We start from the raw sequence: 14,554 nt of genomic DNA, 5'->3' as shown, positions 1-14,554 counted from the left end.
ATCTCCCGTTAGCCGTCGTAATGTAGTAGCTTGTTCACATAACTATGGAGCATCAATGACTCAAGAGCTGGTGTTTGACGACAAACTGAACTCGATGAAAAACCTGGCCTGGTGGCTATATATTTTTCATGCAGTGAGCCTGGTATTTTCCCTCGGTGCCTTTTCCTGGATCCCGCTGATCATCAGCTACCTGAAACGCGGCGACGCCGCAGGCACTTTCGTCTATAGCCACCATAGCTGGCAAATCCGCTCCTTCTGGTGGTATCTGCTGTGGATCATTGTCGGCGGGGTGCTGTTCGCGACCATCATCGGCATCCCGCTGGCTTACCTGGTCTGGTTCTGCGCATGGCTATGGAAAGCCTACAGGCTGTTGAAAGGCTTGATGGACTTGAACGTCAACAAAGCCATGCCCGAATAAGGGATCATAAAAAAGAGCCTGGCGCCGCTGCACCCAGCCAGGCTCCAGGCTCATTTTGTAGCAGTTTCTCCGGAATACAAAACAATATGTCTGCAGAACTCAAGTCTTCGCGCCACAACGGCACCCTGATACTGACCTTGTCCAACCCCGGCGCCAAGAATGCGCTGCATCCCGACATGTATGCAGCAGCGATAGAAATGCTTTCCATCGCGGAGCGCGACGATTCCATCGATGTCGTGATACTGACCGGCGCCGACAATTTTTTCTGCTCCGGCGGCAACCTGAACCGACTGCTGGAAAATCGCAGCAAGGACAGGACCGTGCAAGCGGATTCCATTGACAATCTGAACGGCTGGATAGATGCGCTGCGTAACTGCAGCAAACCCGTGATTGCCGCCGTGGAAGGCGCGGCAGCCGGTGCTGGCTTTTCGCTGGCACTGGCTTGCGACCTGATCGTGGCGGGCACCACGGCAAAGTTTGTGATGGCCTATGTCAAGGTGGGCCTGACACCGGATGGCGGAGGCTCCTGGTTTTTGACACAGGCACTACCGCGCCAATTGGCAACAGAAATCATCATGGAAGGCAAGCCAGTGCCGGCAAGCCGCCTGCATGATTTCGGCCTGGTCAATAAACTAGTGCCAGATGGCAGCGCGCTCAGTTCTGCACTGGAGTGGGCGGACCAACTGGCGGAACTGTCGCCCAACGCGGTTACCCGCATCAAAACCCTGATCAGCGACGCTGAAACCAATTCCCTGCCCCAGCATTTTGAGGCAGAGAAGCATAGCTTCGTCGAGAGCCTGCATCATCGTGATGCGCTGGAGGGCATACAGTCCTTCCTGGAAAAACGCAAAGCCAACTACAAGTAAATAATGAGCTCCCTTCCTTCCCAGCGCCGCCGCATCTACCTGATGCGGCACGGCAGTGTCAGCTATTTTGATGAAGCCGGCAAACCCTTCCTGCCGGAATCCGTGCCACTGAATGAACAGGGACGCCAGCAAGCCCATGCGGCAGGCAAAGTGTTTGCGCAAAAGCAGATCAAGTTTGACCGCGTCATTGTGTCAGGCCTGCCCCGCACCGTAGAAACCGCCAAAGCGGTACTCGCTGAAACAGGCCAGCAGATAGCACTGGAAGTCTGGCCGCAATGGGAGGAATTACGTGGAGGAAAACTCGCCGCCATCTCGGATGCACAATTGAAAGATGCCTTCGTCGGCGCTTTTGAAGGCGTGGTCTCAGAGGACAAGCAATTTCTCGGCGGCGAGGCGATAGGCGAGTTCATGGACCGCATCCACCCCGGCATCTTGCAACTGCGCTCTGACCCGGACTGGGATTGCGTACTGCTGGTGCTGCACGGCGGCGTCAACCGCGCCATCCTGTCTTATGCATTGACAGGGCAAAGGCTGTTCCTGGGCAACCTGGCGCAAACCGCCGGCTGCATCAATGTGCTGGATGTGGGCAGCGAAGCGCAGGACTGGGTATTGCGCGTGCTGAACTATTCACCGCTGTCGGAGTTGCAGGACGAGTCCCGCACGACAACGATGGAAACCCTGCTGGAACAATACAAGAAGTCGCGCGGCGTACGCGCAGCCTGAGAAGCTTTCGCCCATCCCTGCTATCCTTATTAAGTCCAAGATAAGACCAAGATAAGTCCAAGACGGGCCCAAGAAAAATATCAATAAATAGTACGACCGTACGATTTATTGATATAGAATAGGCTGATCCAGTAAAAAAATTATTCATGCAGGAGACAAAATGTTTGAAGAATTCATGGGAACCATGCCGGTGGCCGATCGCCAGAAGTTTGATGTCGGCGCCCTGGCAGACTACATGCGCCAGCACGTGGAAGGTTTTGATGCCAAAGACGCTGACAAGCTGATCGTAGAGCAATTCAAGGGCGGCCAATCCAATCCCACCTTCAAGCTGAGCGCCGGCGACCAGCGTTATGTGATGCGCGCCAAGCCGGGACCGGTTGCCAAGCTGCTGCCTTCCGCCCACGCGATTGAACGTGAATTCAAGGTCATGAATGCCTTGAACAAAGCCGGCTTCCCTGCCGCAAAACAATATGCAATCTGCACCGATGAAGACGTGATCGGCCGCGCTTTCTACATCATGGAATTTGTCGATGGCCGCGTGCTGTGGGACCAGTCCCTGCCCGACATGACGCCGGTACAGCGCTCCGAAATTTATGACGAGATGAACCGCGTCATTGCCCAGCTTCATACTATCGATTACGCCGCCATCGGCCTGGCCGATTACGGCAAACCCGGCAATTATTTCGCACGCCAGATCGACCGCTGGACCAAGCAATACAAGGCATCTGAAACTGAAAAAATCGAGGCGATGGATAATCTGATCGCCTGGCTGCCGAATAACATTCCAGCGGGTGACGACACCAGCATTGTGCATGGCGACTACCGTCTGGACAATATGATGTTCCACAAGACCGAGCCGCGCATCATGGCGATCCTGGATTGGGAATTGTCCACGCTGGGCCATCCGCTGGCGGACTTCTCCTACCACTGCATGAGCTGGCATATCGGTCCAGGGCAGTTCCGTGGCATCGCCGGCCTGGACTTCAAGGCGCTGGGCATACCAAGCGAACAAGAGTACATCGCCAAATACTGCGAACGCACCGGCAAGACCATACGCCAGGAAGATTTTTCCTTTTACCTCGCCTACAACATGTTCCGCATGGCCGGCATCTTGCAGGGCATCATGAAGCGTTATGTGGACGGCACTGCATCCAGCGCGCAAGCGAAAAAATCCGGTGAAGCTGCCCGCCCGATGGCGGAGATGGGCTGGAGCTACGCCAACAAATAAAACGTATTTGATATCTTACTGCGCGGGCGTGATCGGGGCTCATGCACTGCAAATAGTTGAAGAAGCGATGCTCATGCACTAATTAACACATTCCGCTTTTTGCGCTGCCGCTATTGCAACATATACCCCGCTGACACCCGCTCGCTACAGATCTCAAATACGTTTAAAAACAAAGAATCCGTTTGAAGTAACAGGTTTTATCACAACAGAACAAAACCAGGAGACACAGTATGGAATTCGAATACTCAGACCGCTGCAAGGAATTGCAAGGCAAGCTGCTTAAATTCATGGATGATTACATCTATCCAAATGAAAAGGCCTTCAAGGCAGAGGTCAACAAGAACGGACTGGAAAAAGGCAACCGCTGGATTCCTACCCAACTGATAGAAGAGCTGAAACCGAAAGCCAGGGAACAAGGCTTGTGGAATCTGTTCTTGCCTAAATCGGTGCGCGCGCCAGAAGGCTTGTCCAATCTGGACTATGCGCCGCTGTGCGAAATCATGGGCCGCGTGAGCTGGGCGCCGGAAGTATTCAACTGCGCCGCACCGGATACCGGCAATATGGAAACCATAGAACGCTACGGTACCGAAGAACACAAGCGCACCTGGCTGGAGCCGCTGCTGCGCGGCGAAATCCGTTCCGCATTCGCGATGACAGAACCCGGCGTAGCCTCTTCCGATGCTACCAACATCGAAACCCGCATAGAACGTGATGGCGACCACTATGTGATCAACGGCCACAAATGGTGGATTTCCGGCGCCGGCGATCCACGTTGCAAGGTCTACATCCTGATGGGCAAGACCGACTTCACGGCCGCCCGCCATTCGCAGCAATCAATGATACTGGTGGATGCCAACACACCGGGCATTACCGTCAAGCGCCCGTTGCCGGTTTTCGGCTATGACGATGCACCGCATGGCCACTGCGAAATCCTGTTTGAAAACGTACGCGTACCTGCATCCAACATCCTGCTGGGTGAAGGCCGCGGCTTTGAAATCGCCCAGGGCCGACTTGGACCTGGCCGTATCCATCACTGCATGCGCGCCATCGGCGTTGCAGAACGTGCATTGGAACTGATGTGCAAACGCTTGAACAGTCGCGTTGCTTTCGGCAAAAAAGTATCCGAGCAAAGCATCTGGCGTGAACGCATCGCCGAAGCCCGCATCCAGATCGACACCACACGCCTGCTGACACTGAAGGCCGCCTACATGATGGATACCGTAGGCAATAAACTGGCACAAGCAGAGATCGCGATGATCAAGGTGCTGGCACCGAATGTCACGCAACAGGTGCTGGACTGGGCCATCCAGGCGCATGGCGCCGGCGGCGTGTCGGACGATTTCCCGCTGGCCGCGCAATGGGCAGGCAACCGCACCTTGCGCATCGCCGACGGCCCGGACGAGGTGCACCGCAATGCGATCGCCAAGCTGGAACTGGCAAAGCACATGAGCTTGCCGGGTGAAGACCTGAGCCCGCCGATTACAAGGGGCTAATACCTCCAGCTAAGGCAACAGGCACTGCGGCCAATGCTGCAGTACGGCAAAATCTGAGTTTCTGCGCAAAATCCCAAACGTCTGCATAATAGCGTTTGGGATTTTTTATTAACCGAAGAAAATCTTTCACTATCAAAGCCAGCGACTGTATTCGCGCCATAGATCCTGAAGGATACTAGAGAGGAACTCGATGATTGATGCTTACTCCTGGCCCACGCCTAACGGTCACAAAGTCCACATCATGCTGGAAGAATGCGAACTGCCTTACCGTGCAATCCCGATCAATATCGGTGCCGGAGACCAGTTCACGCCGGATTTTCTGGCAATCTCCCCGAACAACAAGATTCCGGCCATCGTTGATGCCGATGGCCCGGACGGTAAACCGATTTCGCTGTTTGAATCCGGCGCCATCCTGGTGTATCTGGCCGGCAAGACCGGTAAGTTTCTGGGCAAGACCGACAGGGAGAAATTTAATGCACTGCAATGGCTGATGTTCCAGATGGGCGGCCTGGGTCCCATGCTGGGCCAGGCGCATCATTTCCGCATCTATGCACCGAAAAAAATTGACTACGCGGTAGACCGCTACACCAACGAATCCAAGCGCCTGTACGGTGTGCTCGACAAGCAATTGTCCAAGACCGAATACCTGGCCGGCGATGAATACACGATTGCCGACATTGCGGCCTTCCCCTGGACACGTTCTGCCGCCAACCAGGGCATAGACTGGAACGAGTTTCCCAACGCCAAGCGATGGTTTGATGCAATTGACGCCCGCCCTGCGGTGCAACGCGGCGTTGCAGTGCTGGCAGACCTGCGCAAGCCTATCCAGGACGAGAAGGCCAAGGAAATCCTGTTTGGCAGTACGCAGTACCAGAAAAGATAATGCGCCAGGAGCTAGTACCCCAGTGAGCTAAAGCCGTACCTGCTGGAAATAGCCGTTGCTGTTTCCAGCATCTTGTCCCCTCCTTCACTATTTCAACATCAGTTTCTTTTGCACACACAAAATCTACGCCAAGTTGTCAAATAGTCTTACAATCAAGTCGTTTCCACAGCAGGTTTACATGTATGCGCCGCCCACCCAAGAAAAACAGAATCAAGCTCGCGGCAGACAGTGTGCGTATCGCCAACCTGGCACAGGCAGTAGCACAATCCGGCAGCAGGCTGGAAGACTTGTCCTGGCAAGAGCAGCTTGATTTATTAGTTGCAAAAACCCTGAAGAGCCACCATCAGGATTTGCTCGACGCTGCGTCCGAGCATTTGTTTGAAACCCATCCCAATTCCTATGAAGTACTGATGGAGACCATGGAGTCCCTCAGTACCTCATGCAGGCTGGAATACGAGCACAAGTTCTACGATGCGATGCTGATCGCCGCACCGGTACTGGCATGGACGCGTTTCGACATCCCGTCCGGCCCCATCCCGGGAGAATCGGTCACGCTGATCTCCGCGCATATGGCCTCGCACATCCTGGCAGATCATGCACAGCTGCAGATATTGCCTACGCTGTACTCGATAGACCAGCTTCCGCGCAGCCATAGCGACACCTTTGCTCTGACGGAGCAACTGGCGCTCAGCCTGTTGAAAGGCGCCGTCCTGAAGCCGCAGCATGAGCTGCCGCAGACCATTCCCTTCCTGGCTGATATACGCTATCTGCTGGCCGTTGTCGTAACGCCTGTGCTGACGCCCTTCTTCCGCTGGCAACTGGTCAAACCGCCTTTCGATACCACCGCCGCCAAGACCGAAATACTGGTCAATTGGCAGGAAGAAGCAACACCGGTCATCAGCCGCCTGCTGCCCGGTTGCGGAATCGAACTGCTGATGCCGGAAGCCTATTACACCGTATGCCGGGAAGCCGATATCAAGATACGGCCGGTATCGATACGCGCCGCCGTCTTTTACCTCAGCAATGTGCTCAGCGTGGATCCGTCCGAATTGTCGGTCATCATTGCCGCCTTCGGTAATCCCGACAATAACGGCCAGATTGACGAATACCGCGTCAGCTTCTGCGTCGCCAATGCGCCGGAAGTGGTGTATGGCGTGATCTGGCCCATCTATCAGCAAGACGACCAGCTCAATGCAGTGGAGCCCGAACAGGGCCAGCTCTCGCAGCTCTCTTCCGCATTGGCGGAAAGCCTGCTAGGTGAAATTCCTACCGTACTGGCCGAATGCGGCGTGCTGCGCGTGAAAAAGCTGGAAGACGTGTTTGCGATGGAATTTTGCGACGATTGCGGCGCTCCGCTGTTCGCCGATGCGGATGCCGAACTGGTACATGCCGAAATGCCGGACGATGCACCGCCACAAGGTTCCAGCCACTTCCACTAGGCCCAGCAGCATAAGTTTGGCTGGACGAAAATAAAGGCAACAGAGCCCCTGGCGGCTCTGTTGCCTTTATGGCATTTTGTGCCAAAATCGCTTCCAATAAAAAGCCAGTCATTTGCTTGCCACACGACCCAAAATCCATTGTACAATTGTTCTGAACGGTCGTGCTTTTTTAGAAAAATCATGTGCCGGCTTATAGTTAAGGCTATTAAAAGCAAACAAAGAGCACAAAACCAAGGAGACAAGAAACATGGATTTGAATTACACGTCGGAAGACCTGGCATTCCGTGACCAGGTACGCAGCTACCTCGCAGACAACCTGCCGGAAGACCTGAAGCACAAGGTGCTCAATCACAAGCGCCTGTCCAAGGATGACTTCGTGCGCTGGCACAAGACCCTGGCCAAGCAAGGCTGGGTAGCGACAGGCTGGCCGAAGGAATACGGCGGCACCGGCTGGACCGCAACGCAAAGGCATATCTTTGAAGAAGAATGCGCGCGTGCCGGCACACCTGGCATCATGCCTTTTGGCGTGGCGATGGTGGCCCCGGTCATCATGGCCTTCGGCAACCAGGCACAGAAAGACTACTACCTGCCCCGCATCCTGAATTGCGACGACTGGTGGTGCCAGGGTTATTCCGAGCCAGGCTCAGGCTCCGATCTCGCATCGCTGAAAACCCGCGCAGAGCGCGAAGGCGACTACTACATCGTCAACGGCCAAAAAACCTGGACCACACTGGCCCAGCACGCCGACATGATCTTCTGCCTGGTGCGCACAGACACCGGCGCGCGCAAACAGGAAGGCATCTCCTTCCTGCTGATCGACATGAAAACACCGGGCATTACCGTGCGCCCCATCATCATGCTGGATGAAGAGCATGAAGTGAATGAAGTTTTCTTCGACAATGTGAAGGTACCGGTACAGAACCTGATCGGAGAAGAAAACAAGGGCTGGACTTATGCCAAATACCTGCTGGGCCACGAACGCACCAATATCGCCGCCGTAGGCCGCGCCAAGCGCGAACTGCAGTTCCTGAAACGTGTCGCCACAGAACATCACAAGAACGGCAAGCCACTGCTGGATGATCCTGTCTATGCATCCAAGATCGCCAGCCTGGAAGTGGAACTGATGGCGCTGGAAATCACTGTGCTGCGCGTCATCTCGCAAGACAGCGGACGTCCGGGCCCGGAAGCATCGCTGCTGAAGATCAAGGGTACCGAGATCCAGCAAAGGCTGACCGAGCTGATGGTGGAAGCTATCGGCCCTTACAGCCAACCGTTTGACCATGACTACCTCGAAGGCAAAGAGGAGCACAGCATCGCCAATGACGATGACGCTGCGCCGCTGGCCGCTTACTACTTCAACTTCCGCAAGACATCGATCTACGGCGGTTCGAACGAGATACAAAAAAATATCATCACCCAGATGATCCTGGGCCTGTAAAAGATAGAGGGGACAAACATGGATTTCAGCTTAACTCAAGAACAGAAGCAATTTGCAGAATCGGTACGCCGCTGGGTAGAGAAGGATTACACCTTCGAACACCGCAAGAAAATCGTCGAATCCGAAGCCGGCGTATCTGACGCCGCTTGGGCGGCATTGGCAGAGCTGGGCGCGACGGCGTTGCCTATTCCAGAAGACCAGGGCGGCTTCAGCGGCTCCGCCATCGACATGATGGTAGTCATGCAGGAACTGGGCCGCGGCATCGTGATCGAGCCTTACTTTGCCACCGTGCTGGGTGCAGAATTCCTGAAAAAAGCCGGCGGCCACGACAGCGTGCTGGAACAGGTAGCAGGCGGAGAAGTAAAACTGGCAACAGCCCTGACTGAAAAACAATCGCGCCACGATACGTTCGACGTTGCAGCCACCGCCACCAAAAATTCCGACGGCTATGTGCTGAACGGCACCAAGACTGTCGTCTTGCATGGTGCGCAGGCCGACAAGCTGATCGTCTCTGCGCGCAGCAGCGGCGCGCAGCGCGATACCGCAGGCATCAGCCTGTTCCTGATTGACGCAGACACCGCAGGCCTGACCCGCCGCGACTACCGCACCATCGATTGCCAGCATGCGGCCGACATCAGCTTGAACAATGTACAGGTTCCTGCCAGTGCGCTGATCGGCGCAGCAGGTGCAGGCTGGGAAATCATCGATGCCGCCTCAGACTATGGCGTGACCTTGCTGTGCGCCGAAGCAGTAGGCCTGATGGAAGCCATTACCGGCGCCACACTGGAATACCTGAAAACACGCCAGCAGTTCGGCGTGCCTATCGGCAAGTTCCAGGTGCTGCAACATCGCATGGCGGAAATGTTCATGGAAATGGAACAAGCCCGTTCAATGGCAACCCTGGCAGCGGTCAAGGTATCCTCCACCGATGCAGAAGAGCGCCGCCGCACCGTGTCCGCAGCCAAGGCACGCGTTGGCCAGGCCGCAAAATATGTCGGCCAGCAAGCGGTGCAACTGCATGGCGGTATGGGCGTGACCAATGAACTGCCGGCAGCGCACATGTTCAAGCGTCTGACCATGATAGAAGTAACGCTGGGCGATACAGATCATCATCTGGCACGCTTCATTGCACAGCCCGGCTTCAAGCAGGCAGCTTAAAGCCTCCTACCCTACGCTCTCTCCCGCTTGCGGGAGAGAGCGTGCTTCGCGCCTCCCATCACAAGCGTTCCCGTATTAACATCAGGAGCAGCAATGGCAGCAAAAACCTATAAATGGTATTTCGAAGATTTTGTTCCCGGCAATATCATCCAGTTGGGAACGCGCACCGTCACTGAAGAAGAAATTCTTTCCTTTGCACGCCAGTTTGATCCCCAACCTTTCCACATCGACAAAGACGCAGCAGCAGCCTCCATTTTCGGCGGCGTGATAGCCAGCGGCTGGCATACCTGCAGCATGATGATGCGGCTGGTCGTGGACGGCTTTATCAAGGACTCTGCCAGCATGGGCTCGCCCGGCGTGGAAGAGATACGCTGGATCTTGCCGGTACGCCCCGGCGATACATTGACGGTGTCGATAGAAACGCTGGAGAGCACGCCTTCCACTTCAAAACCGGACCGCGGCGTTACGCTGTCCATGTGGAAAGCCTTTAACCAGAACGGCGAACTGGTTGCCACCATCAAGGGCAAGGGCATGTTTGGCCGGCGTCCGGCAAACTAGTCCCCCCCTTTACTTCACAAGCAGTCCAACCCTATACGGATAAATCCATGCGTGAAATTCAGAATTTGGCAGAATTAAAATCCCTGATCGGTCAGGAAGTGGCAACGTCGGACTGGGTCACAGTCACCCAGGAACGCATTAACATGTTTGCAGAAGCCACCGGCGACCTGCAATGGATACACATAGACGTAGAACGCAGCAAACGCGAATCCCCTTTCGGCGGCCCGATTGCGCACGGCTTCCTGACCTTGTCCTTGCTACCTATGCTGATGGCGAATGCAATCCATCTCAGCGATGTCAAGATGGGCGTCAACTACGGGCTGAACAAGGTTCGCTTCACCGCACCAGTCCCTGCCGGCAGCAAGGTCAGGGCCAAGCTGAAGCTGCTGAACGTGGAAGACATCACAGGCGGCGCACAAATGACCTGGGAAGTGACGATAGAACGCGAAGGTGAAGACAAACCGGCGTGCGTAGCGGAATCAATTTCACGCAGGTATTAAAGTAAGGGCAAGAATGGAGTGTCATTAGCCCGGCAAACTGACATTCCTCCTTCTCCCATTTTACGGCCGCACTTCATAGGGCGGCTTTTTCGAGCTGCCCTGCATCACGTTCACCAGCACATGCTCCACCTCCGGCACGCTCTGCACCAGGTTTTGCAAGGCTTGTTCCTGCTTTGCGTCGGCAATGCATCCTTCCACCCAGACAAATTTTCTCTTCACCGTCACCCACAAACTGGTGCCGGAAAAAGCGCTGCTTTGTGCAAATTTATCCCGTACCGCCTTGCCGATATCGGCGTCGTACATATAGGCATTCGGCTTGGCGCAGCGGCCCGCCATCCAGCAACTGGTGCCACGCTCCACCCTGCCATGCTCTTCCTGCTTGATCTCCGCTTCGCGCATATACGGCCCCAACGGCACCGGACAGGCAGCAATCGCGCTGCTGACCTGGAAGAACGGATCGTTGAACCAGTTTTTCAATTCATCGCCCTCGCCACTCCAGGCAGGCAACGCGACACCTGCAATCAGGCAGAGAACAAATTGAAGATGGGCGGTTTTTACAGAAGCGCCCAAACGGGCCATCTTATCCATGCCACGCCTCAGTAAAAGCGCACTGCATAGATAGGCGGCAAGTTGGAAGACACTTCCTGCCATTGCTCGCCGCCGCTTTCCGACGCCCACAGGCTGCCGGTAGTGGACGCCATCAGCAAGGCATTACCGTCATCTGACACGACGAGGCTATGCCGGTAGATCAGGTCATAGCAATGCTGCTGCGGCAAACCCGTGCGCAGCGCCTCAAAACTTTTACCGCCATCACTGGTGCGCGTGACCATCAGCGCTGCATCGGCAGGGACACGCCTCTGGTCGGCCTGCGCAGGAACAAACCAGGCAGTATTGGGATCATGCGGATGCGTTGCCACTGCAAAACCAAAATCCGGCAAACCACCCTGTGGATGCAATTGCTGCCAGAAAGCACCGCCATCCTCACTGCGCCAGATGCCATTGTGATGCTGGCACCACAGCACATCCGGTGCAGAGGCACAGCGGCTGATCAGGTGTGGATCCTGTATGCCCTCATCATCGGCACGCTCCGGCGGCACATAGTTGGCGCTCATGCCCTTTGCGCTCAGCGACCAGCTGGCGCCGCCATCCCGCGTGATCCACGCACCGCCACAGGAAATTCCGACCAGCACCGTATTGCTGTCCCGAGGGTCGACACAGATGGAATGTATGCCGGGCACATCATAACCGCCGCCGAACCAGTCCTTACGTTGCGGCATATCCCACAGAGAACGCATCAACTGCCAGGACTCGCCTCTGTCATTGGACCGGAACAGGCCGCCCGGCAAGGTGCCGGCCCACAGCACACCGGGCTGGTCCGGCCCGCCAGCGGCGAGGGTCCAGATAAATTGCAGCTTCCACTCCACCTCGTCCTTGGCAGATTCCGGCTGCGGCGGATAAGCCGGTACTGCAATTTCCGTCCAGGTGCCGCTGCCGGCATCGCGCCTGTGCAGTTTGCTGCCAAAGTGCCCCAGGTTCAGCGCTGCATAGGTCGCACCATCTCGCCTGTCGTGTAGCACCATGCTGACCGGCTCCCCCAAAAAACTGGAGTCACCGAGTTCCCAGCCGCCAGGCTGACGGTTCAATTCAAACAAGCCCTTACGGGTCGCCACCATTGCTTTCATCATCAGCCTCCTGACAGTGCCTGCAATACATGAACTGTGCTGTCCGGAGACAGCGCATGGTCGAGCCGGCTGCGATCACGCACCCGGCTACCGTCTATAAATACTGCTACATGAAAACGTATATGCCCCTGCTCGTCTGTCACATAATCGCGCAAACGGGGGTTCACCGCGAAAGCCGCTTCCAGCAGCTCGCGCAAGCTAGCCGCATCTGCCTCCACCTCCGGCACTTCAGTGAAGCGGCTCAGTTGCTGGGTGAAGACGATGCGGGGCATGATAATGGAGGGTAAGAGGTTTATTTATCCCACTGGCTAAACGGATGCCGCAGCAGATTCGCATTGGCATAACGCTTGTCGTGGCTGACTTCTTCGCCCAGCCACGCTGGCCGGGCGAAGGCCTGCTGTTCAGACTCCAGTTCCACCTCTGCCACAATCAGCCCGGCATTTTCGGCAAAGAATTCATCCACTTCCCACACATGGCCTTCGTGAGGGATGCGGTAACGGGTCTTTTCTATCAAAGGCTGCTCGCACAGCTTCAGCAGATCCTGGGCATCAGCCACAGGGATGGGGTATTCCCACTCCCCGCGGCTGATGTTGTCAATGCCGCCCTGCGCCCTACCCTTGATCGTCAGGAAAGCCTGCTCGCCATCGATACGCACGCGGACAATGCGGTCCGCGTTGGACGACAGATACCCCTGGCACATCAAGGTAGAATGCGCGCCAGGCGTATTTTCTGCGTCCTGCCTCCAGCCCTCATTGGCGACCAGAAACTTGCGTTCGATTTCTATGCCCATGGTGTACTCGGCTCAACCCAGCTTGGATGTCAGCGAGGCGAGGATAGGCTGCAGCATGGCCTCACCCAGCTTGATGCTGCGCGCGCCATCCCAGCCCACTTCCGCATCCGGCAGATTGTCATTGTCCTTGAACGGCAATTCCAGAGTTAGCGATACGCACTTGAACTGATGGCCGATAAACTTGGAGGCCAGCTTCAGCACATCTTCATTGTATTTGCTGGCGAGATAACCCACTTCTGTCTGGAAATCCGGGCTGGCGGCAACAAAGCTATCGACGAATTCTTTTTGCTGTGCGGCCTGCTTCTCGGTAAAACCTTCCAGCATCTCGCTGCCGGCAACAAACACATATGGCAAGGCTTCATCGCCATGCACGTCCAGGAACAGGTCGCAGCCGGTTTCCATTATCTTGTTTTTGACCAGGAAAACTTCCGGGCTGGTTTCCATCGACGGCGTCATCCACTCGCGGTTCAAGTTGGCGCCCGCAGCATTAGTACGCAGGTTGCCGCGGTAGGAGCCATCCGGATTCATGTTGGGCACGATATACAAAACAGCATTGTCCAGGATACGGCGCGCAATCGGATTGGCGGGATCCAGCAAGGCATTCAGCGTACCTTCTACCAGCCACTCCGCCATCGTCTCGCCCGGATGCTGGCGCGCGATGATCCATACTTTTTTCTTCGCAGAAGGATCGCCAACCACCACCATGTTCAGATCGCGGCCGTCCACGGTATTGCCCAAGTCCACCACACGCGCCAGCGCAGAATGCTCGACGCTGCCCAGCAGCGCCAGATGGCGTTCCCAGCTATATGGCTCAAAATACGCGTAGTACACGCTATCGCCTTCCGGTGTATGGCGTATCGTCATCGTCTTGCCGTCGAACTCGGTGTCTACACGGAACCACTCTTCGCGATCATAGCTGGCCACCGCGCGATAGTTTTCCCATCCTTTTGGATAGGTGGATTCGCCGGCATTGGTGATGCGCATTACCGCAGACTCACCGCGTGCGCCCTGCAAACGAAAATAAAACCACTGCGCGATATCGGCATGCGAATCCTTGCGCAGCTTCAACTCAATGGAACCCGCCTGCTCTGCACGGACAACTTCAATAGCACCTGCGTCAAAGTTCTGACTGATTTTGATGGACATAATGACTCTTGGAAAAAATGTATAAATTCGGGATTTGAATTCGAAAAATGCGCGATGGCGCAGAGACCTGTATTTTCACGCCTTTTGACAATTTTCTCAAAGAAAACCATACAAATCCGGTAGATAAACTAATGCGGCGAGGAAAGACTGCGCATTCCAACGAAAAATAGGTAAATAGTTTGACCAACGAAGTGGGGATATCGGGTCCTATCCCACTTCAGAAATGAAAAAG

16 protein-coding genes are annotated in these 14,554 nt (G+C 55.5%); 11 read left to right on the top strand and 5 right to left on the bottom strand.

Annotated features, from left to right (window positions below; translation table 11 throughout):
• The first annotated feature begins 55 nt into the window (after positions 1-55).
• From IEW12_RS21425 to IEW12_RS21375, 11 genes are all read left to right on the top strand, one after another.
• The gene (locus tag IEW12_RS21425; RefSeq protein ID WP_188568161.1) at positions 56-418 is read left to right on the top strand and encodes a DUF4870 family protein; all 363 of its coding nucleotides are present in this window, start codon (positions 56-58) and stop codon (positions 416-418) included.
• Between the two features lie 86 nt (positions 419-504).
• Complete coding sequence (locus IEW12_RS21420; protein ID WP_188568160.1) at positions 505-1,284, top strand: oxepin-CoA hydrolase, alternative type; 780 nt, start codon at positions 505-507, stop codon at positions 1,282-1,284.
• A gap of 3 nt (positions 1,285-1,287) precedes the next feature.
• A complete protein-coding gene (locus IEW12_RS21415; protein ID WP_188568159.1) occupies positions 1,288-2,007 on the top strand; it encodes a histidine phosphatase family protein in 720 nt (239 codons plus the stop codon).
• Between the two features lie 160 nt (positions 2,008-2,167).
• Entirely contained in the window at positions 2,168-3,235 is a 1,068-nt protein-coding gene (locus IEW12_RS21410) for a phosphotransferase family protein (RefSeq protein ID WP_188568158.1), read from the top strand.
• A gap of 230 nt (positions 3,236-3,465) precedes the next feature.
• On the top strand, positions 3,466-4,728 hold the full coding sequence (locus IEW12_RS21405) for an acyl-CoA dehydrogenase family protein (RefSeq protein WP_188568157.1): 1,263 nt from the start codon (positions 3,466-3,468) through the stop codon (positions 4,726-4,728).
• Positions 4,729-4,918: 190 nt separating this feature from the next.
• Positions 4,919-5,611: a glutathione binding-like protein gene (locus IEW12_RS21400; RefSeq protein ID WP_188568156.1), complete on the top strand. Its 693-nt coding sequence runs from the start codon at positions 4,919-4,921 to the stop codon at positions 5,609-5,611.
• A gap of 182 nt (positions 5,612-5,793) precedes the next feature.
• Entirely contained in the window at positions 5,794-7,050 is a 1,257-nt protein-coding gene (locus tag IEW12_RS21395) for a DUF2863 family protein (protein WP_188568155.1), read from the top strand.
• A gap of 247 nt (positions 7,051-7,297) precedes the next feature.
• Entirely contained in the window at positions 7,298-8,488 is a 1,191-nt protein-coding gene (locus IEW12_RS21390; RefSeq protein ID WP_188568154.1) for an acyl-CoA dehydrogenase family protein, read from the top strand.
• An 18-nt stretch (positions 8,489-8,506) separates the two neighbouring features.
• Entirely contained in the window at positions 8,507-9,646 is a 1,140-nt protein-coding gene (locus IEW12_RS21385; protein ID WP_188568153.1) for an acyl-CoA dehydrogenase family protein, read from the top strand.
• Positions 9,647-9,739: 93 nt separating this feature from the next.
• Positions 9,740-10,204 carry a MaoC family dehydratase gene (locus tag IEW12_RS21380; protein WP_188568152.1) on the top strand — a complete coding sequence of 155 codons (465 nt, stop codon included), beginning with the start codon at positions 9,740-9,742 and terminating at the stop codon, positions 10,202-10,204.
• Between the two features lie 47 nt (positions 10,205-10,251).
• Complete coding sequence (locus IEW12_RS21375; protein ID WP_188568151.1) at positions 10,252-10,704, top strand: MaoC family dehydratase; 453 nt, start codon at positions 10,252-10,254, stop codon at positions 10,702-10,704.
• A 60-nt stretch (positions 10,705-10,764) separates the two neighbouring features.
• Here IEW12_RS21375 and IEW12_RS21370 read toward each other — a convergent pair whose 3' ends face one another.
• From IEW12_RS21370 to IEW12_RS21350, 5 genes are read right to left on the bottom strand one after another with little or no spacing between them, the layout of a single operon-like run.
• Positions 10,765-11,292 carry a BON domain-containing protein gene (locus IEW12_RS21370; RefSeq protein ID WP_188568150.1) on the bottom strand — a complete coding sequence of 176 codons (528 nt, stop codon included), beginning with the start codon at positions 11,290-11,292 and terminating at the stop codon, positions 10,765-10,767.
• An 8-nt stretch (positions 11,293-11,300) separates the two neighbouring features.
• A complete protein-coding gene (locus tag IEW12_RS21365) occupies positions 11,301-12,389 on the bottom strand; it encodes a beta propeller repeat protein (RefSeq protein WP_371874563.1) in 1,089 nt (362 codons plus the stop codon).
• Positions 12,389-12,658, bottom strand: coding sequence for a MoaD/ThiS family protein (locus IEW12_RS21360; RefSeq protein WP_188568149.1), 270 nt, complete (start codon positions 12,656-12,658; stop codon positions 12,389-12,391). The genes IEW12_RS21365 and IEW12_RS21360 overlap by 1 nt, the downstream gene beginning before the upstream one ends.
• 20 nt (positions 12,659-12,678) lie before the next feature.
• Positions 12,679-13,176 carry a CYTH domain-containing protein gene (locus IEW12_RS21355; protein WP_188568148.1) on the bottom strand — a complete coding sequence of 166 codons (498 nt, stop codon included), beginning with the start codon at positions 13,174-13,176 and terminating at the stop codon, positions 12,679-12,681.
• A gap of 12 nt (positions 13,177-13,188) precedes the next feature.
• Entirely contained in the window at positions 13,189-14,322 is a 1,134-nt protein-coding gene (locus IEW12_RS21350; protein ID WP_188568147.1) for a M14 family metallopeptidase, read from the bottom strand.
• Positions 14,323-14,554: the final 232 nt, after the last annotated feature.

Origin of the sequence: Parundibacterium terreum, assembly GCF_014636315.1 — a bacterium.
Classification (GTDB): domain Bacteria; phylum Pseudomonadota; class Gammaproteobacteria; order Burkholderiales; family Burkholderiaceae_D; genus Undibacterium; species Undibacterium terreum.
The sequence above is the reverse complement of the archived record's forward strand: the minus strand, read 5'-3'. Positions and strand labels throughout refer to the sequence as shown.

Bases quoted from the DNA above. Each gene is read 5' to 3' on its own strand.
- IEW12_RS21425 (WP_188568161.1), top strand. From the start codon at position 56: ATGACTCAAGAGCTGGTGTTTGACGACAAACTGAACTCGATGAAAAAC.
- IEW12_RS21420 (WP_188568160.1), top strand. From the start codon at position 505: ATGTCTGCAGAACTCAAGTCTTCGCGCCACAACGGCACCCTGATACTG.
- IEW12_RS21415 (WP_188568159.1), top strand. From the start codon at position 1,288: ATGAGCTCCCTTCCTTCCCAGCGCCGCCGCATCTACCTGATGCGGCAC.
- IEW12_RS21410 (WP_188568158.1), top strand. From the start codon at position 2,168: ATGTTTGAAGAATTCATGGGAACCATGCCGGTGGCCGATCGCCAGAAG.
- IEW12_RS21405 (WP_188568157.1), top strand. From the start codon at position 3,466: ATGGAATTCGAATACTCAGACCGCTGCAAGGAATTGCAAGGCAAGCTG.
- IEW12_RS21400 (WP_188568156.1), top strand. From the start codon at position 4,919: ATGATTGATGCTTACTCCTGGCCCACGCCTAACGGTCACAAAGTCCAC.
- IEW12_RS21395 (WP_188568155.1), top strand. From the start codon at position 5,794: ATGCGCCGCCCACCCAAGAAAAACAGAATCAAGCTCGCGGCAGACAGT.
- IEW12_RS21390 (WP_188568154.1), top strand. From the start codon at position 7,298: ATGGATTTGAATTACACGTCGGAAGACCTGGCATTCCGTGACCAGGTA.
- IEW12_RS21385 (WP_188568153.1), top strand. From the start codon at position 8,507: ATGGATTTCAGCTTAACTCAAGAACAGAAGCAATTTGCAGAATCGGTA.
- IEW12_RS21380 (WP_188568152.1), top strand. From the start codon at position 9,740: ATGGCAGCAAAAACCTATAAATGGTATTTCGAAGATTTTGTTCCCGGC.
- IEW12_RS21375 (WP_188568151.1), top strand. From the start codon at position 10,252: ATGCGTGAAATTCAGAATTTGGCAGAATTAAAATCCCTGATCGGTCAG.
- IEW12_RS21370 (WP_188568150.1), bottom strand. From the start codon at position 11,292: ATGGATAAGATGGCCCGTTTGGGCGCTTCTGTAAAAACCGCCCATCTT.
- IEW12_RS21365 (WP_371874563.1), bottom strand. From the start codon at position 12,389: ATGATGAAAGCAATGGTGGCGACCCGTAAGGGCTTGTTTGAATTGAAC.
- IEW12_RS21360 (WP_188568149.1), bottom strand. From the start codon at position 12,658: ATGCCCCGCATCGTCTTCACCCAGCAACTGAGCCGCTTCACTGAAGTG.
- IEW12_RS21355 (WP_188568148.1), bottom strand. From the start codon at position 13,176: ATGGGCATAGAAATCGAACGCAAGTTTCTGGTCGCCAATGAGGGCTGG.
- IEW12_RS21350 (WP_188568147.1), bottom strand. From the start codon at position 14,322: ATGTCCATCAAAATCAGTCAGAACTTTGACGCAGGTGCTATTGAAGTT.